This window comes from Peribacillus sp. Aquil_B1 (assembly GCF_022603275.1).
Classification (GTDB): Bacteria; Bacillota; Bacilli; order Bacillales; family DSM-1321; genus Peribacillus.
Window position 1 is genome coordinate 490942 of the sequence record NZ_JAKXEE010000004.1, and the last position, 26022, is coordinate 516963.

The window sequence follows — 26022 nt, forward strand, 5'->3', positions numbered from 1 at the left end:
TTCATTCATGTACGTTTAAGTTAATGGAAATTCTATTGTAAGATTAAAGGAGGAAATCATTTGATTAAGGCAGTTATCTTCGACTTTGATGGTTTAATTTTAGACACGGAAACGGTTTGGTATGAGGCCTATAAAGAAACGATGGCTTTTTATGAATCTGATTTGCCTCTCGAACATTTCGTAAAATGTATCGGAACCGATAATACTGAACTAAATCAGTACTTCAAAGATCAGCTGGGGGAAAGGTGCAATATTGAGGAAATTGAATCCAAAGCAAAAAGCCTCCATGAAGTAAAAATGAAAACAGCACAGGAACGTGAAGGTGTAAAGGATTATTTAGAAGAAGCAAAGAGAAATGGATATACAATCGCCCTCGCTTCAAGCTCGACAAAAGAGTGGGTCACTCATCATTTGGGTGAACTCGGACTGTTACACTATTTTGAAGTTATCATCACGGGGGATGATGTTGATAAAGTTAAACCGGCGCCTGATTTGTATGTAAAGGCAATTGAGATCCTAGGCATTCAGCCTACAGAAGCCGTAGCATTTGAAGATTCGTTAAATGGGCTTCAAGCGGCCCTGACTGCTGGTTTAAAATGTGTGATCGTTCCTAATCCCGTGACGAAAGCTTTAGCTTTTGAAAATCATCATTTACGCCTCCGTTCCATGGCGGATAAGAGCTTGTCTGACGTCATAAAACATATTGAGAAATAAGCGTTCGAAGGAAAGTATAGTATGATAAAGGAATGAAACCGCGCCGAAGATGGCAGAGTCTTCGGTTTTTCTGGTTTTAATGAAACTTATATTTTGGTGGGGAGGGTGAGTTTATGGGAGTGCATATCAATGGCGAAGGAGTCCGGCTGCGGGAGGTCAATGAGAGTGATCTTCCTATCTTTTTCGAGCAGCAATTGGATCCTGCCGCAAACTATATGGCTGCTTTCACATCTAAAGATCCATCAGATAAGGCGGCTTTTTTGACACACTGGAAGAACATCTTATCGAACCGGGATATTCAAAAAATGACGATAATCCACAACGGATGTGTTGCGGGCAGCATTCTCAAGTTTGAACAGTTTGGTAACCCGGAAGTGAGTTATTGGATCGGGAAGCAATATTGGGGTAAAGGTATCGCTACAGGTGCACTGCTCCATTTTTTGCCGAAAATAAAAGTCCGCCCTCTATATGCCCGCGCAGCCAAGGATAATCATGGTTCCATCAGGGTGCTGGAGAAATGCGGATTTGAAAGATTTGATGAAGACAAAGGGTATTCCCATGCAAGAGGCAAAGAGGTTGAGGAATTCATTTTGAAACTTGAAAGATAAGATAATAATAATAAATATCGTTTAGCCTATGAGGAAACGGGTGACAGACAATGGGATATAAGATTTTTTCCATCATTTTTATTTTATGCGGTCTTTTTGTAATGTGGTTCGCCATATTTGGCAAAAAGAAAGAAATCAAAGAGTTCGGCTCCGGAATACCCACAAATTTCATCGATGTCATTTTAATGATGATATATAAGCTTTTACCTTCTACTATTAGAAAAATCCTTCTATTTGCAATGGGTCTGGCCATTTCAATCGGATTTACCTATATATTGTTTAAGTTATGATAAATTTTCCTTATTAGATAAAATAATCCTGAAACTTTATTCTTACGAAATCGTATTAAATGGTAACGATATATGGGAGTTGTTGCTATTTCGAAGAAAAAAAGTGAAGTCAGTGTTTAGGATAATGGGGGCGGGAAGTTGACGCCGGCGGAAAACTTGGTGTTATTTCACAATAAGGTCACGGACGAAAAACCATACTATTCAAATCTATTGATTGCAGCTGATTCAAGATGTGTCTATATCCAAATTGAAGAATATCAATATAGTAATAATATGAATAATATGGTAATGTTTAATTTGTGTGATTTTGGAAAAAAATGAAAAAGGAAGGTATTATATGTCTGAATCGGTTCTTAAGGTTCAATCCTTAACTAAAAAAATTGGAAAAGCAACCATCGTAGACAATGTTAGCTTTGAAATAAAAAGCAATGAAATATTTGGTTTGCTTGGTCCGAATGGAGCTGGAAAGACCACGATCATCCGTATGATCACAGGTCTGATCAATCGTACGGGCGGTACTGTCATGATCAATGGAAGTGACCTCGATCATGATTTCGAAGGTGCAATGAATCAATTGGGGGCCATTGTTGAAAATCCTGAGTTTTACAAGTACATGACAGGCAGAAAGAATATCCTCCATTATGCTCGAATGTCATCCAATGACATATCCAATGAGAGAATAGAAGAGGTCATTAAGCTTGTCAAACTGGATCATGCCATCGATAAGAAGGTTAAAACATATTCATTGGGCATGCGTCAGCGCCTTGGCGTGGCACAGGCCATTTTACATAAACCGTCGTTATTGATTTTTGATGAACCGACGAATGGCTTGGATCCGCAAGGGATTCGCGAGTTTCGTGATTATTTGAAAGTACTGGCGAGTGAAGGCGTCGGGATATTGATTTCATCCCATTTACTATCGGAAATGCAATTGATGTGTGATAGTTTTGCCGTTATCGAAAAGGGAAAGCTGATCCATACGAAAGAACATATTGTTGATGAAAAAACCGAAACGATCAATGAAGTTTCATTCACTGTCAGTGATGGGAAGCTAGCTAAAAAAATCCTTCAAGAACAGTTTGCGGATATTACGATCCTAAAAAATGGTGCGAAGATAATCTCCGTATCGGCCACCCGAGAACAAACGGCCCATATAAACAGGAGTTTTAATGCAAATGATCTGGATGTCTTTGAAATTGGCATAACCAGAAAATCGCTTGAAGATAAATTCTTCGAAATCACAGAGCAGGAAATGAGGGAGTCTGTATGATGTCCTTAGTAAAAAATGAATGGATGAAAATCTTTTCAAAAGTATCAACTTATATATTCATCGCTTTTCTATTATTGGCAGCATTAGGGGCTGCGGTCATTGATTATAAACTAAGTCCTGACGAAACGAATAAAGATTGGAAGCAAGAGTTAAACGCCGATATCCAAGAACAGGAAAAGGCTTTGGAAGCTAAGGAAATCAGTGAAGAAGAAAAAGCCGCCATCATGGAAGACATTAATTACAACAAGCAACTGTTGGCTGATAATATAAACCCTGACTTAAACACGAATTGGACCTATATGGCTGAATGGACTACATCATTAACATCATTTGTCACTTTATTCGTCGTTATTGTTTGCAGCTCGCTCGTTTCCTCGGAATTTTCCGATGGCACCATTAAACAACTGTTGATCAGGCCTTATAAACGTTGGAAAATCCTGCTTTCCAAATATATTACTTCCCTGTTATTTGCAGCGTTACTACTGGCGAGCCTGCTTATATTCAGTTATCTAATCGGAATCATATTCTTTGGCAATGGCTCGTATTCAGACAAAATTCTAGATCCAGCATCTTTCGGTGAATTCAGTCCGGTAGTAGTCGGCGACTATTTCGTAGACATGATCGTTTACTGGATACCGGGATTCCTAGTCATCACGACCATCGCTTTCATGTTAAGCACATTATTTAAAAACCAAGCACTTGCAGTAGGTATATCCATTTTCATCCTATTTGCTTCTTCGACATTAAATATGGTCATTCAATCATTCATCGGTAAATACGAGTGGTTAAAATTCGTCTTATTCCCCCACCTTGATTTAAGGGGCTATATTTCCGGAACCATAGAAATGTTCGATGGAGCTACACTTGGATTCTCGATGGGTGTTCTGGGAATCTATTATCTTATCTTTTTAGCGCTAACTTTCTTCTTCTTCCAGAAAAAAGATATCACGAATTAAATAGAACGAAAAACCGAAATCAGTGGCTGATTTCGGTTTTTCTTATGCAAAAGGAAAGTTGCTGCCTTGAATCTGGCATAAAGTGAAACCTTTATCCAAATTTATCCGTATAAGATAATATGAGGATATTCAGTTGGGTATAGGGGTGTAAAATGAATAAAAATAAGGTTCTATTAATTGGGCTTATCGGATTTTCTTTATTTCTAATGGGCATGATTATATCACAATGGACAGTTGCTGGCGTAGTGATCGGGATAGGCGGAGGGTTCGTAATGGGAATCAGTTCTTACCTGTTTGCTAGTCAGTAGCTTCATTTACATATGTACAATACACGATTTAATTGCGCCCTGCGCGGAAATAATCTGATAGAGATGGAGCAGATTTAAAGATGGGGAAAAGGCATGATAAACGAAAGTTAGTCATTGTACTTATTATTATTGGAACAGCATTAGGGCTCTATGTGTACTCGGCATTCTCTGAAAAATTGACAAAATCAACAGATTTGTCTGATGAATCTATCGGGGGATTTAAAGTGCTGGATAACATATCGAGTCCAGACTTCATTAGGGAATATGGTGAACCCATCGATCGGGATAACAATAACGCTTATGATTATTATTATTGGAAAGGCGGGTTAAAAACGGCCTCTATCAATAAAGACGAGGATAAAGGGAAAATCATGCGGTTGATCATTTCAAGTACGGACGACGCTCTATATGAAAATGCCCTTCAAACAAGCAAAGGTATTAAATTAGGAAGTAAGAAAGCGGACGTCCTTTCGAAGTACGGTGATCATTATTATAAAAGTTATGAACAGGGAGCCGATATTATCGGCTACATTGACCATAAACGAAATATTACTTTAGAATTTTGGTGTGTTCCAGGTGGAAGGGTTGCAGAAATACGATTGGATGATGCAGATGTCATTTAATGTTTTTTCACCAGAGTTCTCGAGTATCGGTTTTACTTTGGTTAACACACAAGACGAATAATTCGACCTACACGGAAATAATTCTGCGATACAATGTTATATCCATTCTCTATATATAGGTGCGATACTTCTCAAATGAAGTGTCGCTTTTTTGTTTTTGCATTAGGTGATTAAAACAACTTCATCGTTCATAAAACATCAAAACTCTTTCAGGAGATTATTATTATAGAAATCGACTGTGTTAGTCCCCTCACCCTCCCACTCTAAAGTTTGTAATGCGAATCTCCATTTTGATTGAAAATTGAAAAGTTCTTCGAAATTTATCGTTACTATAAATTTTATTTCCATTAATTTTGGCTACCCGATAACAATATAAATAGATTTTCTTTAACATTTTGGGTGCTTTTAACCTGATCGTTTATGATTATATATCATTAATTAAATGTAGGTGATTATTTAGTTATGATTAATAAGTCTAGTTATATAGTTATATTTTGTAAAAGATAACGTTTATTTGTTGATTTGCTAGGAAATATTGACTGTTGTATAATCTATTGGAGTAGATTGGCATAGGAGGGAATATTTTGGTTGAAATCAGAAAGTATATAGCATCGATTTTAATTTTGGCTTTGCTATGTAGCTTGTTGCCTAGTTATACAGGTGCTTCAAGTGATAATACGAGTCAGACAATCCAAAATGAAAAGGAAACAATCAATACTGACAATTTGGATGAAGTGGTGAAAGAAAGAACGGAAAGTTCAAAAACATTCACTGATGGAGAAGGAAACTTTGTTAAAGAGATTTATCCAGAAGAAATACATAACAAAGTAGATGGAAATTACAAGACCATTTCCGAGGAGTTAGTGGAAAGCGATAATAAGGGCTACATAGAGACAGAAACAACAAACTTGGAATTTATGTTTCCTGAAAAATTAGGGCAAGATAAGCCTTTAATTTATCAATCTGGTGAACACAAGTTATCATTTGAGTTAACACATGCCTCTGATGGAGAGAAGCAAACTGAACCAACTTATACATCGGGTTCAGTAAAAGAAGATAATTCAATAACTCATAAATCTTTATACCCGAATATTGATTTACGGCATGTTGCCTTAAATAATGAGGTAAAAGAAGATTGGATTATGAATGAATATAATGGAATCAATGAATTTCACTATACCATTCAAACGGATCTATACGGTCAAGTTGAAAAGGACGGATCAATAGAATTCTATGAAAATGAATCTAAAGAGAAATCAGTTTTCACCTTACCAAAGCCTATAATGGTGGATTCAAACTATAACGACACGTTAGGCGACGGTGTACGATCAACAGATATCCATTATGATTTAAATAAAAAGTCGGACGATAGTTATGAGTTAGTTTTAAATGCTAGTAAAGAATGGCTATCTTCGTCTAAGCGAGTCTTCCCTATTTATATTGACCCATCTGTATCGATTGATGCATTGGGAGATACATTCGTGATGAGTGCCTATCCAAATAACAATTACAATAAAGAATGGGATCCATCACAAGGGGAATATGTATTAAAAACAGGATATTATGATAGCACTACAGGGACCAATTACCCATTTATTAAATTTAGTGTTATTGGGGATTTAAAGGGTGCAACCATTGATTCTGCTGAATTAGCTGCGTACGTTACCCATTCTTATTATGTCGATACAAAAACGGATATATGGGTAGATGAGGTAAAAGCACAATGGTATGTAGATGAATTAACATGGAACAATAAGCCATCATCCACCAAAATAACGAGTACGTCTGTTGCTAGGGATCAGTGGGCTTATTTTGATGTTAAGAATACGATTCAGGCTTGGGTGGACGGTACAAGAGAAAACTATGGATTTAAATTCCATACGAACGGAAATGGCAAAACACATTGGAAAAAAATCACGGCAGCAGAAAGTGCGAAAAAAGCTAAATTGGTCATTAGTTACCACTATGAAAAGATGAAGAATCCTACAGTCAGTTCTTACTCTTATGGTGAGGGGAAGGCTGATGGATATATTGACGTTAAGTGGAGTTCCGTTCATGGAGCAAAGTCTTATGATTTGCAAATGTATGATGGTAAGAGTTATCAGACCATTTATTCTGGTACATCTACAAGTTGGTCATCAAAGGGCAAAAAGATTTTCCCTAAAGCTCCTTATTCAACAAGTACCACGTATAAAACGGATAGTACGGGTGTTGAATTACCGGTAGATCCAAGTGCATTTTATAGCGCGAAAAGTGGAACGACAACTACGAAAAAAGATTACGGATTTCGTGTCGTAGCAAAATTTGCAAATGGAAATAGCCCGGCTTCAACAGCGATTTACAAATCCATACCAGTTGTGCAAGTGGGAATTCCGGATATTCCAACCGTAAAACCATATGCGTACCCGGAAACAGATACAGTAAATAAAGGGCGTGGTTGGCTTGATATTTCCTGGAAACCAGTAACTAATGCAACGGGTTATAAAGTTCTTATTTGGAATGGTACAAAATATAAAGAATTTTCGGTAGGTAAAGGAACCAGTGTCAGTACAAAGGGGAAAAAGATCTGGCCAACGGATGCGGATTTGAAAAATGGGCTTAAAGAACTTTATCCAGTCGAATTAGACAAATCGACAAGTATAGGTAAAGGGACAGAATTACCAATGGACCCTAGTATTACTTATGGAAATGGTTCAAATCGTTATAGTATTCGAGTCAAAGCAATTTCTGCAGCAGGGGATTCGGCTTCATCTGATGTTAACTATGGATACATCCCACTATATGCACCTAAAAATGCAAAGCTAACTAGTAATTTAGTGGATATGGTCAATAACAAAAGTAGTTTGACAGTGAAGTGGGATGCGACACCTTCAGCAAAATATTACGAGGTACAGATTGCAGATGATAAAACAAGTAAAACATATCAAATAAAAGGCAAAACGTCTTTCACAACAGAGCCTATTTATGGTATTTCATCAAATTATTCCGCAACGGTTAAAGCCTATTTTGTGGACGACGATAATGCTTCAGAAACAGAGCAAGGTAAAATTACAGGAAATCGTGGTTTAAGCCCTGCTTCGAATAAAGCAACCGCATCAGTTGATCCTAGAGAAGATTTAAACGGGTTAGAAGATTATTTCACTTATGAAGACCACTCATTTGGAAATGCAACAGCTTCCGTTAATGTAACGACGGGGAATATGGTCATGGAGTTCACGGATCAATCCCTATTCACTCAAGGACTCTTGGGGTTTGATTTTACCCGTTACTATAATTCACGGTCCACTCGTACTTCTGCGCTTGGGCAAGGGTGGACATTTGCAGGAAATGAAAATCTTGTAGAAGTAGATGCTACGAGCACAGAACCAGCAAAAGTCATTTATTATGATGAAGATGGAACCAAACATGAATTTAGCTATGATTCTAGTAATAAAAAATATATCTCTCCAAAAGGTAAATATTTAACCTTAACAAAGGAAACGGTTAATGGTGCACAAGGATTTAGCCTGAAAGAAAAAGATGGATTTTCCAAAATATTCGAGGGGAATTCAAGTAAAACTAAAGAGTATCGCTTATATGCCTACAAGGATATCAATCAAAATACAATCCGCTTTTATTACAATCAAGATAAGTTATCCGAAATCTCTGAAGTAAATCACCAGGGCGAAAAAATTCGGACTAGTATTCAATTAACCTATAACGCTGATGGACTAATCAATAAAGTAGGATACGGAAGTAATTGGAAGGAAATTGGATATCAGAATAAGCAGTTGGCATCCATTGTAACGAAAGATTCGCGCACAACGGAAAGTATCACAGAAAGGCTTTCCTATAATTCAGTTGGCCAACTAGCATCTTATATAGATGGCAAGGGTAATGAAACCAAATATCTTTATGATGAAAATGAATTGAAAGTATTCGACAAACAAGAAAAAGATGCATCCATATCCGTCTCTACCACGTACCGTTATGATCTTGCAAAAAATGAATTTACGGTGACAGATACAGACGACAATGAGACGGTTTATAAACGAGATACGAAAAATGGAACGTTTGCCGTTAGCCAGATCATGAATAGTGATGAGACAACGTCCAGCTTCCAATATGATGATCAATATAATTTGTTACATTCTATCGATGAAAAAGGTACAACCAGGACGTTTAGTTATGATGCTAACGGAAATTTAAAAACCAGTACAGACTCTAATGATACGACCTTATATGAATATGATGAAAAATACAGAATTACCAAAATTACTGATCCATCAGGAAGTTCAACAATAAACACCTATAGAGGTGAAAACTTGTCAAAAAGGAAGATTGGTGAGGAAATAACTTCCTTTGATTATGATTTATTTGGTCGTGAAACAAAAGTATTATATCCTAACAATACATTTGAGGAAGTAATTTATGACGATTTAACGGATACAGTTACAGTAAGGGACGCTAATGGTCAGGTTTCAAGCACCTCTTATGATCAGTTTGGGAATGTGAAAATAAAAAAAGATGCTGGCGAAAGAAGTTTATCTTACGAATACCACCCATTAATGATTGATATAATAACCGCTGTTATAGATGGGAAAGGTAAAACTACTAAATACCAATATGATAAAAGCGGGAAGTTGACTAAACTAACTGATGCTTTAGGCCGAAATAAAATCTACGAATATAATGACAATAATCAGGTTACTAAAGCAAGCTTACCAGGTATGTTATATACCTATCACTACAACTCGAATGGTAATTTAGATAGGGAAGTAACTCCTTCTGGAAATATTTTAACCTATTCATATGATGAAATGGATCAAGCAGAGAGTGTGACAGTCTCTAATCCATCTAATGGGGAAGTTTTAAAGTGGGATCAAACATATAATGATTGGGGATTATTATCAAAGGTAACTTTTCAAGATTTAAAATCCAATCAAAACATTCTACAAAAATCTTTGGATTATAATAACCTTTCCTTATTAGCGTCTTATACACAAGGAAACTTTAGAATTATTTATAAGTATAATGAGAACGAACAACCATTAAGTGTGATGCTTAACTATACTCAAGGAGTAAATCCTTGGAAGGTTGAGAAATCATTAACTTATACAGATGAAGGAAATAAGGATGTTCAGACAGTTCGAGTTGGCGATCAAAAATATATGATTTTTGAGAAAGTTGTTGATTTAACTAACAATCAAGAAAAAGTTATTGTTAATGAAAATCTCTATCAGCAAACAAATATATTTAATCAAAGTAACCTTTTAGAGGGGGTTTTTTATAATAAAGGCACTGGTACGCTTCTTGAATATTCTTATACTTATGATGGTTCTGGAAATATTTTAGAAGAAAAGAGTACTAATGGTGATACACGTTTTACTTATGATGAGAATAGTCAATTAATTCAAGAGGTATTACCGGATGGAAGCATAAATAAATATAACTACGATGATGTTGGTAACCGTAAAGAAAGTATTCGAGGTAAACATACTGATACCTTTAAGTATAATGCATCTAATCAAATTGAAACAAAAAATGGAAAAGAATATCTGTATGATAAAGATGGAAACTTACTACAAGATGATCAATACAAATTTGAATATAATGCTCTTGGATATCAAACTAGAATTTCTGATTTACAGGGTAATGAAATAGCCCGTTACGAGTATGACGAAACCGGATTGCGAACTAAGAAGTATTTGGGTTTAAATATTCATGAATATTATTATGATGATACTCAATTATCCTTCGAAGTTATAAGTAAGGGAGATACTATCGTACAATATAGAAATTACCAATGGGATGAAGACACACCTCTAGGGATGATTATTCGTGAAAAAGATGAAAGTGGTAACTGGAAGGATCATGTGTTTCACTATTGGACGAATATTCGTGGCGATGTTTTAACGATACGTGATAACGAAGGAAAAGAAGTAGGATCTTATATTTATGATTCTTATGGGAATTTATTGGGGGAAAAAGGGAGTGTTGCACAAGAAAATCCGATTCGATATGCAGGGTATTTTTATGATTCAGAAAGCAAGAACTACTATCTTAAAGCTCGTTACTATAATCCAGCGAATGGTAGCTTTTTATCATTAGATCCTTATTCTGGAGATGATAATTCAATTTCACAGAATGGATATAATTATGCAGGAAATAACCCTGTTAAATATGTAGATCCGGAAGGACATTTTTGGACGTACCTCGTTAGAGGAGGTATGTGGGTTTGGAAGGGAGGAAAATGGGCTTGGAAAAAGGGGAAAAATTTATATAAGAAAGTCACAATCCCTACTACCAAATTTTCAGCCAAAAAGTTACAGAAGAAGTTTAAACATGCAGATGATTTTGGTGTGAAGGGGAATTATTCCAAAAAAAATGCTGCTAAATTTGAAGATGCTCTAAAAAAGCATATAAAGAATGCTGACGAAATTATTGAATCAAAATACCATGGTGATAAGGTTTATGTTTTTCTCAAGGGTAAAAAAGGAGTCTTAGTTGATCCCAAAGGCAATTTTGTGAGTGGATGGAAGTTTTCTTCTGATCAATTAAATTATCATAGGAAAAATGGATATAGACTAAAATAATTACCAATGCTACTCTTGTCCTGTAAGTATTAAAGAATTTTTTTTATGAAACGAAGTAGGTAGGTGAAAAATGACTAATATCTTATCTCTGGGTATTGTATATGATAATTCATTTGATAAATCTGAAGAATTACAAAGTATAATACAATATTTTTTGAATTTAAAGAGCGATATATTAGGTATAAAGGTAAGTATGGATGAAGACGGTGAGAATTGGTTAGAAAGTGAACGAAATGAAAAAAATTTTATTCTAGACTATACCTTATTAACAGAAAAATATTTTGGAGAAATACAAATGCAACTAAATGACTTTTGGAGTCTGAATGGTTTATCTTTGACGCTTCGCATTGTTAAAGAAAATGAATTCTTTGGGTATTCATTAGATTTTGAAATGGAGCAACTTCTAAATCGATATAGTCTGGATTTAATTAATGAACTAATTATTGATTTAGTAAAAGATATCTATAGCGTAACAAAATTTATATACGCTTTTTGCGATCATGATTCAGAAATTGAGTACTCTCCTTCACAGTATAAGGATTTAGTGGAAGCCTATTCAATATTAATTTTACCAAGGGAAAAAAATGGCTTTGATGTAATAAAAAACAACTGGCAAATAGACGGTATTACAAGTAGAAATAAAATATAATATTTCCAAATTAGTTTTAAAATAGATGGTCATGAAGACATCTTCCGAGTTAAAACAGATAGGACCGGAAATACCTTATTTTCAAAGCGTAAATAAAGTAAAGCGCCTGTTACTCCTGTTGTTTTGTAAAATACTAATAGATTTGAAGAAAGCTTTGTAGAATGGGATTTTCTACAGAGCTTTTCTTTTTTTGAGGAAGACAGTTTCTACCTGTGGATGGACCAAATATATAATAATAAGAAAAACACCCCTTTTACATGGGGAGGTCGATATTAAAGAATTTAGCCGTTTAAGTAAATAAGAAAGCGATGCGATAAAGAATATGTTCATAAAAAATTTCATCTATCATTACATCATTTATCCGATTATATTTGTTGGGGTATATGCATTATTTGCTATTTTTAAGCTTGATGATACCCCCGTTCCTATAAGTGATGCTATGCATATGATTTTAATCTATTATTTTGCAATTAGTGTGTATAATGCTTTTCCTACCATAAAATCTAACCATAATAAAAAAGGCGGCCAAGAAAAATAGAAAAAAGTAAAAAACGACAAGAAGAATGTATTTCCCATTATTTTCTATGAAACTGTAATGGATATTTTTAAAAATTATCATTTTTGGTGATTTTGATTATAATGTTCATTACTGATAGTGATAGGATATTTTATGGAACCTATAAACATTCTAAAAATTATTAAAATATAATGTTCGTCGATACTGGAAATTACTTTGTTCCATTTCTAGGAAAGTAGCTTTAAATGCCACAGGGTGTTCGTATTGGAAAGATGATATTTCAATTCCCCACAAAAACAAAGGTGTTTACGCTAATTTTGGCCCGTCATTTTTTAATAAGAAGGTAGGTAAAATGAAAAAATACTTCGTTGTTTTAGTGCTGATAGTTTTAGTAATGGGTTGTGAAAATGAACACACGAAAGGATTGGAAGGGCCTGAAATGCCTAATGTAACCGGGAATTCATATGGTAATATGATCAATCACGGATTTGTCGCTAAGCAGGACAACCTTTTAATTTATATGAAATTTAATGATTCCACTATTCCTTTTAGCAATAATGCCATTATGGCAAAAAAAGATGATGCAACCAACGAGGTAAAACTCACATCAAAAGGCTTTGGAGATATAACTATAATGAAGGAATGGGTTTATTATACGGTAATGCCCTTTTCAGATGTACCGATGTTATATCGAGTCAAATTGGATGGATCGGAAAGAGAAAAATTAGTCAAGGGTGCTGACTATGTCCAAGTAAAAAATAATCAGGTTTACTATTATGATTCGATTAAGAATGGTATTTATAAAATGAACTTGGACGGGACGGATAAGGTTCAAATATATTCACCAAAACCGGAAGTTACAATGAATTTCTACGTTGATCGTGAACAGATTTACTTTTATAAACCTATAGATGAAGATGGTGATGAAGGAAAACTATATTCGATGTCACTAAACGGAGAAATTATAAAGAAATTAAATGATACAGTTTCGTATACTCAGATTATTGATGATGCAGATGAGCAGTTTCTCTATTATACAGATACAGAAGAGCACTTGTATAAAGTCGATAAACAAAAAGGTAAGGAAATGAAAATAACCGATCAGGAGTTTTCATCCTTAATCGTTGATGAAAATTGGATTTATTACTTGAATCCAAGTGATAAGTACCATATCTATAAGATGAAAAAAAATGGCGAACAAAATCAATTACTCCTAGATAAAGAAGTATCAGATATAAATGTGCTTGATAATTGGATTTACTACAAAATAGATGGTCATGAAGACATCTTCCGAGTTAAAACAGATGGGACAGGAAATACCTTATTTTCAAAGCATAAGTAAGGGGACTATCACTACTCTTACTTTTTAAAAAGGACGAATAGTTTCGAAGAAAGCTCTGTGGAGGGAATCGCTGCAGAGCTTTTCTTTAACAAGCAATGAATATGTTAAATATTAATACTAAGAGGTGAATTAGCGTGGAATTGAAGTATACATGCCCATGCTGTGGTTACAAAACTTTAGATGAAGAACCTCCAGGAACGTATGATATTTGTGAAATCTGTTTTTGGGAAGATGATAGTTACCAATATGAACACCAAGATGAGGATGGAGCAAATTATGTTTCCTTTAGAGAAGCACAACAAAATTTTAAAAAATTTGGGGCTAAAGGTGAAAGAAGTTTACAATTTGTAAGAAAGCCTAATAAGTCCGATATAAAAGATCTAAATTGGAAACCTCTTGAGTAACAGGCTCAATGTATGTTTTCTCGTCCATGCAAATAATCCTGAAGGCTAATGGTTAATAGAATCGGAAAAACTAGGAGAGAACAATATGTTTTACGGTATAATACTAGTATAAATGTCATAGTCTGCTTCATGGGTGGAAGCTTCTTGTATTACCCCTTATAGAAAGGGGGTGATTACATGAGCGTATATGAAGCTTTATCTTTGTGCATAGCACTTTCGATGTTGATTCTTGCTATAACAGATAAAAGCGACAAAAAATAACCACCCCATGGCCAGCAAGCTTGAGGGTGGTTATTTTTTCTCTTGTAACACCTGAGTGAGCTTTCCCCCTTGAAGGGAATTCTATGATGTTTTGGGCAGGGTGTTAGAGCACCTTGCCTTTTTTAATTTTATTCTATTCTTGCCTTTAGTATACTATATTACTTTCGGAGATTCATGTGTTTAGCGTTATTCACCTTCGCCAGTTTATCGAATTCCTTTAAACGTTCTTTTCAATTTTAGCCAAAATAAAATCGCCTCCTGGTAATGGACCTACCATAAGAGGATAATATCGCCAGATTTTCTTGGATGTGTTTTTCATTGCAGGCTGAAACTTTTTTCCATTTTATCCGTATATGTAAGTATGAACGGCGCTGGGAAGCTCCGGTATTTATCGGCATTTATCATTTTAATAAATTGGGAGATGAAGGATCATGAGTGAAAAGGGTTGTATGAAATGCGGAAGCAATGATGCTGCCAAGAAGGATGTAGCCATGACAGGAACAGGCTTGTCAAAAATGTTCGATGTCCAGAATAATCAATTTACGGTCGTGTATTGCAAGAATTGCGGTTATTCGGAGTTTTATAATAGGCAATCATCTGCAGGCAGTAATCTGCTGGATCTATTCTTGGGATGATCACTGGCGCGAAAAGAATCCCCTTTTTCATGAAAAGGGGATTCTTGTTTTTTTCATTTTAGGTGGAACCGGATTGGGCCGCAAAAATTAAGGAAGGCAGGGAAGCCGAGATCATGACAACCTTGCCGCGAGATAGCAGGTGTAAATTGAGTATTCCTGATCAAATGTTGGGCAAATATCATTACTCGTGACGGCATGCCCGAGAAATGATAGTATGAATGTAAAAAATGGAAATTCCATGAGGGGAAATTATATGAATAAAATAGCACTTCTTCAACTGTCTCTAGCTATGACAATCTTTGGTTCTGTCGGTTTCTTTTCGGAACTATCAGGACTTCCAGCATTGGAGCTGGTTTTTGTTCGTTGCATTTGTGCCGCCGTATTCTTATGTGCAGCCTGGATGATCACCGGACATTTCAAGAATGAAACATGGAATGGCAGAGAGGTAATGCTCATCATTTTCTGCGCGGTGGCCAACTTGTTGAACTGGATATTCCTCTTTAAGTCTTTTGAGCTGATATCGGTGACAATCGCCATTTCGCTTTATCATTTAGCGCCAATCATTGTACTTATTATAGGGAGCTTCATCTTTAGGGAGAAAATGAATGTATTCTCCATCTTGGCGATTTCCCTTTGCTTCATTGGCACATTGCTCATTATGGGAACAGATGGATTTCGATCATCATCTCCTGAATGGGAAGGCATCATGTATGGAATCATTGCTGCCTTTTTCTATGCGGCAACCATGCTTTTAGGAAAGAGCATTGCAAAGACCAGTGTATATGCGACTACATTTCTGCAAATGTTCATTGGATTTTTAGTACTGATTCCTTTTGTCGATTATTCCGTATATACAACGTTAAAATCTTCCGAATGGTTTTATACGGTGCTTACCGGCATCATCCATACAGGCGTCGTGTATTTGCTGTTTTTTAATAGTATCCGCCATTTGCCTACAAATGTAGTATCTTTCATGATTTTTGTCGATCCGGCAGTTGCCATCCTTTTGGATATTCTGCTTTCAGGATTTAAACCGGATGGTATTCAAATTCTGGGTATTTCCTTGATATTTATTGGGGTGGTCTATTCACTTAAGACGACGAGACCGAAAGAAAAAGATGTCATGCAGAAAAGGCCGCACACAATGTGAGGCCTTTTTCCTTTATCCGTTTACCTATTGATTAAAATGATAGACATCCCAAATGTCAGGGGTTTCTGATCCAATGTACCAAGCAGCTGCACCGCCTAGATGATTTTGTTTTACCAGGTCAATACGGAGCTTAATCGATTTTTTATCCTCTATCCAAATTTGATGCTTTTCCCCTTTGGAAGTATACTCCACGTAATTTTGTTGAGTCTTTTTATCCCATTCCTTTTTAAGTTTATGAGATGAAATGATTTTGTTGACCTCAGCCATGGTACGGTCATGACTTTTCACTTTTTTTGTCGACAAATCGGTTACCCATTCTCTCGTATAAAAGGGTACAGCCAATATGATCTTATGGGCAGGTACTTCTTTCATTAAAAGCTTGGTTCCTTCTTTGATCCAAGGTAACGAGGAAACGGATCCGGCCACCGGGCTTCCGCCCCAATGCTCGTCATAACCCATTATGATTATATAGTCCGCTATTTTGCCAAGTGCTTTCCTATCTAGACTTTTTGACCAAAAAGGGTCCTCATTTTCTCGGGTGACATCCACAGACACTATAATTCCATGCGGTTTTAGTGCCTTTTTTAGTTCGCCTATGAAAAGTACAAAATCCTTCTTATTTTTTGGATCGATGTTTTCGAAATCTACATTTATTCCATCACTTTTCGTTTTAACAAGTGAATCTCGTAAAGCTGAAACTAATTTCTGGCGTTTTTTTGTATTGCCTAGTACAGAACCAGTTAAAACAGGGTCAAATTTATTACCGATAAGCTGCCAAACTTGTTTTCCTTGTTTATGGGCAGCTTGGATGTATTTTGTATCTACAGAAACGGAAACGTAATGACCGGTATCTGTCAGCGTATAAGAACGGGGAGATACTACATTCAAATTGGGTTGTTTAAGTTGCTGCGTATAGTTTTCTTTCGATCCATTATGCTTCCAGCCCATGACGATACGGTTTTGCGCCTTTTTTTGAAGCTGGGATTTCTTTATCCAGCCCTTTTTTCCGCCAAGCAATTGAACCTGGTAGTAATAATCCGGAACCTTCAATTTTTGGCCAACTTTAAGGGTAACCGTATGTAAGTTATTTAATTTCGTCAAATCACTTGTAGTTACCTTGTATTTAGTAGAAATCTTCCACAATGTATCTCCTGATACAACCTTATGAATCTTATATTTCTGGGGAATCTTCAGGTTTTGGCCGACAGTTATTTCGGAAGAAGTTAATTTATTTCCTTTTTGCAGCTCACTTACTGAAACACCATATTGATTTGCTATTTTCCATAATGTGTTTCCAGTCTTCACTTTATGAATGATGGGCCCAGCGGAATCACCAACGGACGAAGAAATGATGGGAAACTCCTCGCCCTTTTTTAAGGTCTTTAATTGTGTAGAACCTAATTTAGGAGAACTAAACACTTTTGTATTGTCCACTTTAACAGAACCTATGGATTGGGTTTTACTTGATGAATGACCACTGGTTGGAAAAAGACACATACAAAGAAGGGTTAACATAATAAAACATCTATAGAATTTTTTCACAATTATTTTATTCCCCTTTGTAAAATTTAACTTTACTAGTTTACTATGGAGAATAGCTTTAAAATAGAGGTACATTGTGGAAAGGCATTTCTAACCTTTGTGTGGGTTGAATAAATCTGTTCGTAGGTCGAATTAATTCATGTGTAGGTCGAATTTATCCTTGCGTAGGTCGAATTATTTCACTGAAGGACGGAATATTCGATATGAAGGACAATTGATTTTGAAGTAGAAGGGGAGAGGCGTATGTCACATTTTGCATTACAGTTTTATGATTTTAACATATGGGCAAATAATCAGATTTTCAACCGTTTAAAAGAGCTTCCAAAGGATGTTTACCATCAAGAAGTTCAAAGTGTGTTTTCATCGATATCGAGTGTGATGGCCCATGTGTATCTTTCCGATCTGGGGTGGGTGGAGGTTTTTTCCGGTAAAAGCATGAAACATGCATTGGTGCTGGCTGAACAACTGAAGGAACATATAGAGTCAAAGGAATTAGAGGAAATGGAGGCCATGTTTTTTGAGTTGTCCGAGCGGTACAAATCGCTGCTTAGCCAAAAAGAAAATGTAGATAAGCCTCTTATAATTGAGAATCCAGCTGGCGGTCTAATGAAAACAAGTGTTGCCGAATTGATTACGCATGTCGTGAATCATGGAACATATCACCGTGGCAAATCACAGCCATGTTGCGCCAAATGGGTTATGCCTCTACTTCGACGGATTATGGTCTTTATTTATTTTTAAAAGGGGAGTGACTAAAGATTGATGTTGATATTTCACTAGAAATAGGACTATAAAATTAGTAGTCCTATTTGTGTATGCAATTATATATGGTTTCTTTTAAGCAAAAATCTTGGAGATGGAAGGACTTCTTGTTCAGCTTCAAAATAAGCGAGTTTATTTGGGATACAGGATATGATTGCCGGCATCCCCATCCCAACAACTTTTTCTAAGGCGGTTAATAAGGGGATTTCCATACCATCAATATCTTCATCCCAGGATATTACATAACAAGAGTGTCCAGCACCATTCTGTTTCAGTAACTTAGCTATACCTACTGGATCTGAATTAGGTTTTGAAATCTCCATGATATATTCTTCACGAAGAGTCGTTCTGTAAGTATGACAAAGTCGACTTAAGGCATCTTTGCGTTTCTTGTTTGAAGACAATTCGAACAGAACTCTATCTTGGAGCCTTTTGGTGAAAAATGATTTTACGATTATTTTCTCCATTTCCTTATCCATTTTAATCCCCCTTTATAGCTTTTCAAATGGTAAATCCTTATAGTCTAAGCCTATCATAAGTAGCATATGTGGATAATAGGCATCTCTCTAAAAACATTTTACTTAATGTTGTATTGTCAAATAATGTTGCCAAGCCTTATTAGAGGACGATAATGAAATCCTATACATATGAACAGGTCAACCGGTTTTTACTGGTTGGCCTTTTTTTACGTTTGCCTCTGGAAATGACTTGTACATGACATTTGTCATCTTCTAGTCATGACACCTGGTACTAATAAAATGAGGTTGGTTTCTTTATACTATGGATAACGACAAATAAAAGGAAGTGCAATTGAAATATGACCTTGCAAAATACGAAAAACTTGAGAAAACAAATTGCTCCTTTTGAACAATCAACGACAAAGCAAAGTATATGGCAGATCATCAATACCCTGGGGCCATTCGTTATTTTATGGTACCTAGCATATATAAGTCTTTCCGTTTCTTATTGGTTAGCTTTGATTCCTGCTGTGTTTGCTGCTGGCTTCTTGACAAGAATATTCATCATATTTCATGATTGTACGCATCATTCATTTTTCAAAAACCGCCGTGCGAATAGAGCAGTCGGTACGATCATGGGTGTTTTGACTTTATTCCCGTTTGATCAATGGGGACATGAGCATTCTGTGCATCACGCAACAAGCGGTAATTTGGATAAGCGGGGTACAGGGGATATTTGGACCCTTACTGTCGATGAGTATTTGGCTGCACCGTTTAAACTTCGTTTTGCCTATCGTTTTTATCGCAATCCAATTGTTATGTTCGGTTTGGGACCAATTTATGTTTTCCTTCTTAAAAATAGATTTAACCGTAAAGGCGCTAGAAAGAAGGAAAAAAATAATACGTATTTGACGAATGTATTAATCGTCGTTTTAGCGGCATTGCTTTGCCTGGCAGTAGGCTGGCAGTCATTCCTTCTGGTACAAGGTTCCATTTTCATGATTTCCGGTTCAGTCGGCATTTGGCTGTTTTACGTCCAGCATACATTCGAGGACTCTTATTTTGAAGAAAATGAGGAGTGGGAATATGTATTGGCAGCAGTGGAAGGAAGTTCCTTTTATAAGCTTCCAAAACTCATGCAGTTCCTTACTGGTAATATCGGTTACCATCATGTTCACCATTTAAGTCCAAGGGTACCTAACTATAAATTGGAAATGGCCCACAACAATACGCAGCCTTTAGAGAACGTTCCAACTATTACTCTTGCGACAAGCTTGCGCTCACTCCGTTTCCGTTTATGGGATGAGGAATCCAAGAATTTTATCGGTTTCAAAGATATAAAATATTTAACGAAAAAAAGTGTTCCAGCTCAAGTGAAATCTGAACTGTAACGTTCATGTATCATACCAGACTCCCTTAATAATCCTCGGATTTGGGGGAGTCTTTGCTTCATATAAGGAACTCGATAAAGGAGAGAACTTAAAATGATTCGAATTGTCATTGCAGAGAATCAGCAAATGCTGTTAGAGGCAATAAGTTCTCTACTCAATCTTGAAGAAGATATAGAAATTGTCGGGCAAGCCGGTAATGGAGAAGAAGCGGTGGCTCTTGTACACCAATTACAGCCTGATGTGTGTATCATGGATATGGAGATGCCTGTAATGAGCGGACTTGAGGCAGCAGAAGCATTAAGGTCAATTGAATGTAAAGTGGTCATTTTAACGACATTCCGAAGGACTGGTTATTTTCAACTCGCACTAAAGGCTAATGTAAGTGGTTATTTATTGAAGGATAGCCCGGGTGAAGAGTTAGCTTGCTCCATTCGCAGCATAATGGATGGCAAGCGAATATATTCCCCAGAACTTATGGATGAGTCTTCCAGCAATAATGGCCGGGAAATGGGAGTGTTAGGTTTGTTAGCCGATGGTCAATCAAAAATTGAGCCGTCTAATCAGCAAAGCGGCACAATTGGGACAGTAAGGAAATATTTTTCCACCATCAAGGATAAAATGAAGTTACCGGCTGGTTAGGATTTGTTGCTTAATTCTGTTGACACGTATTTTTAAATTGTGTACGATGGATTAAATTATAATATTGAAAATTCTGTGATGAAGAGAGTAGTTCATTTTGAAATGGAAAGCGAGTTAGGGATGGTGGGAGCCTAATGCAGGACGGATGAATGAAGCGCACTTTGGAGAAATTTCTTGAACCGTTTAGTAGGGAATATCGGGGAGTCACCTCGTTAACAATGGAAAGTGGTCACAATTTGTGGCAACTAGAGTGGTACCACGGGAATTCATGCTCTCGTCTCTTATTTAGAGGCGGGGGCTTTTTTTGTTTAGGAGGGAAAATGACGATGAATAAACCAATTGCAGAATTGATTTCAACTGCTTTGAACAATGAAATGCCAGCTAGTGAAATAGAGAAATTAATGGAAAAGCCAAAATTGATGGAATTAGGTGATGTCGCCTTTCCATGTTTTACTCTTGCGAAAAAATTCAAAAAATCGCCTCAGGTGATTGCGTCTGAAATAGCCCAACAATTAAATAGTAAGTTGATCCAAGAAGTGAACGTTGTGGGTGGTTATCTGAATATCTTCGTCAATCAACAGATGGTGACGGAAAATGTGCTGCAAACGGTATTAAGTGAAAAGGATCAGTATGGTTCGATGCAGCCTGTACAGGAAAATGTTGTGATTGATTATTCCTCCCCAAATATTGCCAAGCCTTTTTCCATGGGGCACTTACGCTCAACGGTCATAGGGAATGCACTGGCTAATATCGCCGAAAAAAATGGCTACAATGCCGTCCGTATTAATCATTTAGGAGATTGGGGCACGCAATTCGGCAAGTTGATTGTCGCGTATAAGCTGTGGGGCGACAAAGAGGCAATCGAAGCTTCGCCGATTCAGGAATTATTGAAAATCTATGTGAAGTTCCATGAAAGAGCAGAAAGTGATGAATCGTTGAATGAACAAGCACGCGCAAGCTTCAAGTCGCTTGAAGATGGGGACGAGGAAGCACTGGCATTGTGGAAATGGTTCAGGGATGCGTCTCTAAAAGAGTTTGAGACCATTTATGATTTATTGGGCATCCGTTTTGATTCCTATGCCGGCGAAGCGTTTTACAATGACAAAATGGATGCGGTTGTCGGGGAACTAAAAGAAAAAGGATTACTTACCCTATCTGAAGGTGCCTATGTCGTGCAATTGGAAGATATGCCGCCTTGTTTGATTACGAAAACGGATGGTGCAACACTTTATGCCACGCGTGATTTAGCTGCCGCCATGTATCGTAAAAAACAGTATGAGGCTAAGAAAACATTTTATGTTGTCGGAAACGAACAATCCCTGCACTTTAAACAACTATTCAACGTCATTGAAAAAATGGGGTATGAATGGTCAAAAGACTTACAGCACGTAGCATTTGGAATGATGTTAAAAGACGGTAAGAAAATGTCGACACGTAAAGGGAAAGTCGTGCTCCTTGCGGATGTTTTGGCAGAGGCGATCGAAACTGCGAAGCGCAATATTGAAGAAAAAAATCAAGCGCTTGAACAGAAAGAACTGGTTGCAAGACAGGTCGGTGTCGGAGCAGTTATTTTTAATGATTTAAAAAATAACCGCATGAATGATATTGATTTTTCATTAGAACAAATGATGAATTTTGAGGGAGAAACGGGTCCATATGTACAGTACACATATGCGCGAATTTCTTCATTGCTTGAAAAGGGCGAATTTAAAGAGCAGGCCATCACTTTTGAAGCTTTAGGTGAATATGCGTGGCCAGTCATCCAGCTGCTGGAGCAATATCCGAGCATTGTCCAAAAATCGTTTGAACAAGCCGATCCATCACAAATCGCAAAATTCAGCTTGCATGTATCGCGTGCATTCAATAAGTATTATGCACATACAAAGATCCTAGTTGAAGATGAATGGAAACAAATGAAACTCTCATTCGCTTTTTCCGTAGCGATTGTATTGAAGGATGCTCTAAGTTTATTGGGAATTTCCGCGCCGAAAAAAATGTAAAGGTAAAATGAAAGAATCCATTTTGAACTTTCAAAATGGATTCTTTCATATCTTACTCGATGACATCGAACCATAAGGGAGATTTATCATCAATTTCACCGTTGTAATTGATCGTGATTTCCTCGCCAGCCTTTATGTCTTTATGTGCATAAAAGTCTATCGTTAAATCATCTAAATTATTATCATACGTCGCATTCGGAGTGTATGAATGATTGAATAGCGATCCATTTCCTAAGGCAATGGCCGTTTCATCGTCATCTCCCCAATAGAAACAGTGATGAAAGAGTGACGTTTTCTTTAAATATTTCCATTCGCTTTTCGGTGAAATGATGACAGGTGATGCCTCGATGAGTTCATCCTTTTTAATATCCCTTACCGCATATATTCCCCTGCCATATTTCCCCGTATTTTTTATACAGATTGGTGATACGGCCTCAATTGCTTTTTTCCAGTCCTGCTTGGCTTTCAGTTTTGTTTCATCTAGGTCACCAAGATGCTTATTTAAGTAATCACTGCGATTACGAATGAATTCGAAGATGAATTCCGGTTCCTTGTCAAACAGATCCACTTTATTCTTTTTATATGGATCAAGAAGGATATGGGGGCGTATCGCCTGGTGCAGTGATAATACTTTATTTTTCATGTGATTCACAGTAAATGTGGTTTCCAATTGTTCAACCAAGAGGTCTTTGTAGAACTTACGGTATTCCGGAACCTGCAATAGAAGATGACTTAAGTGATTTGTCCTTTTTCCTCCAATAGGGACGTATGTGTGCTCCATGATCCCGCCACTGACTTTGCGTCCCCAAGTGGCATCATAATCCCAAGGAATGATTTCAAATAAGTTTGTTTCACTATTGCGATATAATGCATAGTTATGAGTGAAACCGTCGTTATTCATTGTACATACAGCTCCAGCCAGCCAGCGTAAGTATTTATGGATATCAAGATGCTGCGAGACTTCTTCGGGAAATTTGGCAAGCGGGGTGGTATTGATTTTTCTGATCAATTCAATAAGGTATTCATCGTCGGACGGTTTTCCAAACGCTTGTTTATAGCCTGATACAAGGGAATCCTTCGGTTTTCCATCCCTTTCCAATGAAAAATTGGCACTATTGTTGACTGCATAATAAATGGGGCCGGCAGGAAGTCCTCTTTTTTCCAAAAAGAATTCATCAACGGACTCCAGTTGTAAATATACCCCTTTACAAGAGCCGTTACGGTATAAGTCAATATGCTGGCTATAGGGGGAAAGAACTCCAAGGTCTTGGAAGTAATCGAGTGAGAGTTTATTACGAATGAGGGAAGGATCTTTGTATTCGGCATTGAGATGGATTTTGTGGGCGCCAAAGAATTTTTCTGGGTCGATGAAATCAATCCAATAGGATCTTTTCCGGAATTTTCGGGTATAAGAACCCCGATAGGCAATATCGATATCATAAATGTCGTTTTCCACTTTCAAATAGGCGGGAATGGGGTCATTACTCCATACGTCCGCACGTAAATCTTCTAGATCTTCTTCTTCAATCATTAAGAAATAAGATGGAATATGATAAGGCATACACTCACCTTCCTTTCTTGAAGATGTATGATGGTCAAGCGCAAACATGTAATGTATGAAAAAATTCAACTTGATCAATCAGAGATTGATCAAGTTGAAGCTTTTTAGATTGAACTATCTATCTTCTTCTTTTTTTCTTTCCACATCCAGTGGATGTACTTGAAGTAGAAGTGCTGCAAGTGGAAGTGCTTCCAGTGGATGTGCAGCCAGTGGACTTGCTTCCAGTGGACTTGCTTCCAGTGGATTTGCTTCCAGTGGATTTGCTTCCAGTGGACTTGCAGCCAGTGGACTTGCTTCCAGTGGATGTGCAGCCAGTGGACTTGCTTGAGCTACAGCTGCTGCTGCCAGATGAGCCGCCTTTTCCTTTTTTTCCTTTCGGCATAAAGACCCCTCCTTTAATAAGGTTAATTTCATGATATGCAGTATGGTACAAACTTGAACGTCGGATAACGACAAACGGGCTAATAAAAATGGCGGAGAGAAACATAGTGATGTAGAGTCATGACGGGACCCTTCAAGTAGATTGTCCGTCTTTTCTGAAATGAAAAATGCCCCTTACTCCCAAATGGGAATAAAGGGCATGTACCGTGAAAATGTCACGGCGATCATGAATTAATAAGCCAAGCTGAATAGGGCTTTGATGTGTGATAGATAGCGAACATTACTTGCTTCTTTCATCAATGTAGCCGGAAGGCCTTTAAGGGACGTGTTATTGGCCCCAACCGTTGCCACCGCATCCTTACGGCCAAGGCTCGCAAGTGTACCTGAGTTTACAGGTGAGAATTCTTCGAGTTTCTTGCCTTCAAAGGCTGCAAATAGGTTGTAACCAACAAGCTCACCCATTTGCCAAGCATTTTGAGCAGTAGGAGCGTATGGACGGCCGCCTTCTGGAGGGAAAGCAACGGCACTGTCCCCGACAACGAATACGTCTTTATGGGATTTGGATTGCAAATACTCATTAACGGTTGCTTTGCCGCGGTCCACTTCAAGGCCTGATTCGCCTACGATAGGAAGAGCCGCAACTCCGCCTGTCCAAACAAGCGTATTGGCCGTTATCGTTTGTCCGTCTTTCAATTCGATTTGATTGCCTTTAACACCCGTTACAGGCAGACCCGTCAAGAACTCAACGCCGCGTGCTTCCAAGCTTGTCATCGCACGTTCGATTAAGTGGTCAGGCAGGACTGGAAGGATTTTTGGACCAGCTTCCACAAGCTTGATTTTCAAGTCCTTGAAGTCCACTCCGAACTTTTTAGCGATTTTAGGGAAATGATCCACGATTTCACCGATTAGCTCAACGCCCGTCAATCCGCCGCCGCCGATTACGATGGTTGCGTCCGCTTCATTATTTGTTTGTGCATATTCGCGAA

General features: G+C 37.3%; 22 protein-coding genes, 2 pseudogenes and 1 other annotated feature. Of the genes and pseudogenes, 18 read left to right on the forward strand and 6 right to left on the reverse strand.

From position 1 onward, the window contains the following. The first annotated feature begins 63 nt into the window (after positions 1–63). From MPH60_RS23690 to MPH60_RS23750, 14 genes are all read left to right on the forward strand, one after another. Positions 64–714, forward strand: coding sequence for an HAD family hydrolase (locus tag MPH60_RS23690; RefSeq protein WP_241594115.1), 651 nt, complete (start codon positions 64–66; stop codon positions 712–714). A 113-nt stretch (positions 715–827) separates the two neighbouring features. Further along, on the forward strand, positions 828–1322 hold the full coding sequence (locus MPH60_RS23695) for a GNAT family N-acetyltransferase (protein ID WP_241594086.1): 495 nt from the start codon (positions 828–830) through the stop codon (positions 1320–1322). A gap of 50 nt (positions 1323–1372) precedes the next feature. Continuing rightward, positions 1373–1612 carry a hypothetical protein gene (locus MPH60_RS23700; RefSeq protein WP_241594087.1) on the forward strand — a complete coding sequence of 80 codons (240 nt, stop codon included), beginning with the start codon at positions 1373–1375 and terminating at the stop codon, positions 1610–1612. A 337-nt stretch (positions 1613–1949) separates the two neighbouring features. Continuing rightward, positions 1950–2882 carry an ABC transporter ATP-binding protein gene (locus MPH60_RS23705; protein WP_241594088.1) on the forward strand — a complete coding sequence of 311 codons (933 nt, stop codon included), beginning with the start codon at positions 1950–1952 and terminating at the stop codon, positions 2880–2882. Continuing rightward, a complete protein-coding gene (locus tag MPH60_RS23710; RefSeq protein ID WP_241615869.1) occupies positions 2879–3838 on the forward strand; it encodes an ABC transporter permease in 960 nt (319 codons plus the stop codon). Before MPH60_RS23705 ends, MPH60_RS23710 begins: the two co-directional genes overlap by 4 nt. Positions 3839–3990: 152 nt before the next feature. Further along, positions 3991–4146, forward strand: coding sequence for a hypothetical protein (locus tag MPH60_RS23715; RefSeq protein ID WP_241594091.1), 156 nt, complete (start codon positions 3991–3993; stop codon positions 4144–4146). Between the two features lie 80 nt (positions 4147–4226). Further along, complete coding sequence (locus tag MPH60_RS23720; RefSeq protein ID WP_241594093.1) at positions 4227–4769, forward strand: hypothetical protein; 543 nt, start codon at positions 4227–4229, stop codon at positions 4767–4769. Between the two features lie 584 nt (positions 4770–5353). After that, a complete protein-coding gene (locus MPH60_RS23725) occupies positions 5354–11344 on the forward strand; it encodes a DNRLRE domain-containing protein (protein ID WP_241594095.1) in 5991 nt (1996 codons plus the stop codon). Between the two features lie 70 nt (positions 11345–11414). Beyond that, positions 11415–11993, forward strand: a complete 579-nt coding sequence (locus tag MPH60_RS23730; protein ID WP_241594096.1) for an Imm64 family immunity protein — start codon at positions 11415–11417, stop codon at positions 11991–11993. An 869-nt stretch (positions 11994–12862) separates the two neighbouring features. Continuing rightward, complete coding sequence (locus MPH60_RS23735) at positions 12863–13852, forward strand: DUF5050 domain-containing protein (RefSeq protein ID WP_241594097.1); 990 nt, start codon at positions 12863–12865, stop codon at positions 13850–13852. A gap of 140 nt (positions 13853–13992) precedes the next feature. Continuing rightward, positions 13993–14256, forward strand: coding sequence for a CPCC family cysteine-rich protein (locus MPH60_RS23740; protein WP_241594117.1), 264 nt, complete (start codon positions 13993–13995; stop codon positions 14254–14256). Between the two features lie 177 nt (positions 14257–14433). Next, entirely contained in the window at positions 14434–14517 is an 84-nt protein-coding gene (locus tag MPH60_RS28035) for a putative holin-like toxin (RefSeq protein ID WP_405390682.1), read from the forward strand. A gap of 431 nt (positions 14518–14948) precedes the next feature. Then, on the forward strand, positions 14949–15152 hold the full coding sequence (locus tag MPH60_RS23745) for a zinc ribbon domain-containing protein (protein WP_241594099.1): 204 nt from the start codon (positions 14949–14951) through the stop codon (positions 15150–15152). Between the two features lie 253 nt (positions 15153–15405). Continuing rightward, positions 15406–16302: a DMT family transporter gene (locus MPH60_RS23750; RefSeq protein WP_241594101.1), complete on the forward strand. Its 897-nt coding sequence runs from the start codon at positions 15406–15408 to the stop codon at positions 16300–16302. 24 nt (positions 16303–16326) lie between these two features. Here MPH60_RS23750 and MPH60_RS23755 read toward each other — a convergent pair whose 3' ends face one another. Then, the gene (locus MPH60_RS23755; RefSeq protein WP_241594102.1) at positions 16327–17736 is read right to left on the reverse strand and encodes a LysM peptidoglycan-binding domain-containing protein; all 1410 of its coding nucleotides are present in this window, start codon (positions 17734–17736) and stop codon (positions 16327–16329) included. A gap of 351 nt (positions 17737–18087) precedes the next feature. Here MPH60_RS23755 and MPH60_RS23760 point away from each other — a divergent pair. Beyond that, a pseudogene (locus MPH60_RS23760) lies at positions 18088–18596 on the forward strand (DinB family protein). A 69-nt stretch (positions 18597–18665) separates the two neighbouring features. On the opposite strand, the gene MPH60_RS23765 reads toward MPH60_RS23760, so the two are convergent. After that, positions 18666–19085 carry a hypothetical protein gene (locus tag MPH60_RS23765; protein WP_241594104.1) on the reverse strand — a complete coding sequence of 140 codons (420 nt, stop codon included), beginning with the start codon at positions 19083–19085 and terminating at the stop codon, positions 18666–18668. 338 nt (positions 19086–19423) lie between these two features. Here MPH60_RS23765 and MPH60_RS23770 point away from each other — a divergent pair, with 338 nt between their 5' ends. The 3 genes from MPH60_RS23770 to argS all read left to right on the forward strand — a co-directional run bounded on the left by MPH60_RS23770 (position 19424) and on the right by argS (position 23094). Then, the gene (locus MPH60_RS23770) at positions 19424–20455 is read left to right on the forward strand and encodes a fatty acid desaturase (RefSeq protein ID WP_241594105.1); all 1032 of its coding nucleotides are present in this window, start codon (positions 19424–19426) and stop codon (positions 20453–20455) included. Between the two features lie 93 nt (positions 20456–20548). Further along, entirely contained in the window at positions 20549–21094 is a 546-nt protein-coding gene (locus MPH60_RS23775) for a response regulator (RefSeq protein ID WP_241594110.1), read from the forward strand. Between the two features lie 66 nt (positions 21095–21160). Next, positions 21161–21379 (forward strand) — a binding site (T-box leader). Positions 21380–21414: 35 nt separating this feature from the next. Further along, a complete protein-coding gene (gene argS / locus MPH60_RS23780) occupies positions 21415–23094 on the forward strand; it encodes an arginine--tRNA ligase (RefSeq protein WP_405389070.1) in 1680 nt (559 codons plus the stop codon). Between the two features lie 52 nt (positions 23095–23146). On the opposite strand, the gene MPH60_RS23785 is transcribed toward argS, so the two are convergent. From MPH60_RS23785 to MPH60_RS23800, 4 genes and pseudogenes are all read right to left on the reverse strand, one after another. Then, positions 23147–23563 (reverse strand): SET domain-containing protein, encoded by a 417-nt coding sequence (locus MPH60_RS23785; protein WP_241594118.1) that lies wholly within the window; start codon positions 23561–23563, stop codon positions 23147–23149. A 12-nt stretch (positions 23564–23575) separates the two neighbouring features. After that, positions 23576–24655, reverse strand: a pseudogene (locus MPH60_RS23790) (CotH kinase family protein); the annotation flags it as partial. A gap of 114 nt (positions 24656–24769) precedes the next feature. Then, complete coding sequence (locus MPH60_RS23795; RefSeq protein WP_241594113.1) at positions 24770–25069, reverse strand: hypothetical protein; 300 nt, start codon at positions 25067–25069, stop codon at positions 24770–24772. A gap of 198 nt (positions 25070–25267) precedes the next feature. Then, positions 25268–26022: NAD(P)/FAD-dependent oxidoreductase (locus MPH60_RS23800; RefSeq protein ID WP_241591294.1), on the reverse strand; the 755-nt coding region annotated here is incomplete at its 5' end.

Bases quoted from the DNA above. Each gene is read 5' to 3' on its own strand.
- MPH60_RS23695 (WP_241594086.1), top strand. From the start codon at position 828: ATGGGAGTGCATATCAATGGCGAAGGAGTCCGGCTGCGGGAGGTCAAT.
- MPH60_RS23700 (WP_241594087.1), top strand. From the start codon at position 1,373: ATGGGATATAAGATTTTTTCCATCATTTTTATTTTATGCGGTCTTTTT.
- MPH60_RS23705 (WP_241594088.1), top strand. From the start codon at position 1,950: ATGTCTGAATCGGTTCTTAAGGTTCAATCCTTAACTAAAAAAATTGGA.
- MPH60_RS23710 (WP_241615869.1), top strand. From the start codon at position 2,879: ATGATGTCCTTAGTAAAAAATGAATGGATGAAAATCTTTTCAAAAGTA.
- MPH60_RS23715 (WP_241594091.1), top strand. From the start codon at position 3,991: ATGAATAAAAATAAGGTTCTATTAATTGGGCTTATCGGATTTTCTTTA.
- MPH60_RS23720 (WP_241594093.1), top strand. From the start codon at position 4,227: ATGGGGAAAAGGCATGATAAACGAAAGTTAGTCATTGTACTTATTATT.
- MPH60_RS23730 (WP_241594096.1), top strand. From the start codon at position 11,415: ATGACTAATATCTTATCTCTGGGTATTGTATATGATAATTCATTTGAT.
- MPH60_RS23735 (WP_241594097.1), top strand. From the start codon at position 12,863: ATGAAAAAATACTTCGTTGTTTTAGTGCTGATAGTTTTAGTAATGGGT.
- MPH60_RS28035 (WP_405390682.1), top strand. From the start codon at position 14,434: ATGAGCGTATATGAAGCTTTATCTTTGTGCATAGCACTTTCGATGTTG.
- MPH60_RS23745 (WP_241594099.1), top strand. From the start codon at position 14,949: ATGAGTGAAAAGGGTTGTATGAAATGCGGAAGCAATGATGCTGCCAAG.
- MPH60_RS23750 (WP_241594101.1), top strand. From the start codon at position 15,406: ATGAATAAAATAGCACTTCTTCAACTGTCTCTAGCTATGACAATCTTT.
- MPH60_RS23765 (WP_241594104.1), bottom strand. From the start codon at position 19,085: ATGGATAAGGAAATGGAGAAAATAATCGTAAAATCATTTTTCACCAAA.
- MPH60_RS23770 (WP_241594105.1), top strand. From the start codon at position 19,424: ATGACCTTGCAAAATACGAAAAACTTGAGAAAACAAATTGCTCCTTTT.
- MPH60_RS23775 (WP_241594110.1), top strand. From the start codon at position 20,549: ATGATTCGAATTGTCATTGCAGAGAATCAGCAAATGCTGTTAGAGGCA.
- argS (WP_405389070.1), top strand. From the start codon at position 21,415: ATGACGATGAATAAACCAATTGCAGAATTGATTTCAACTGCTTTGAAC.
- MPH60_RS23795 (WP_241594113.1), bottom strand. From the start codon at position 25,069: ATGAAATTAACCTTATTAAAGGAGGGGTCTTTATGCCGAAAGGAAAAA.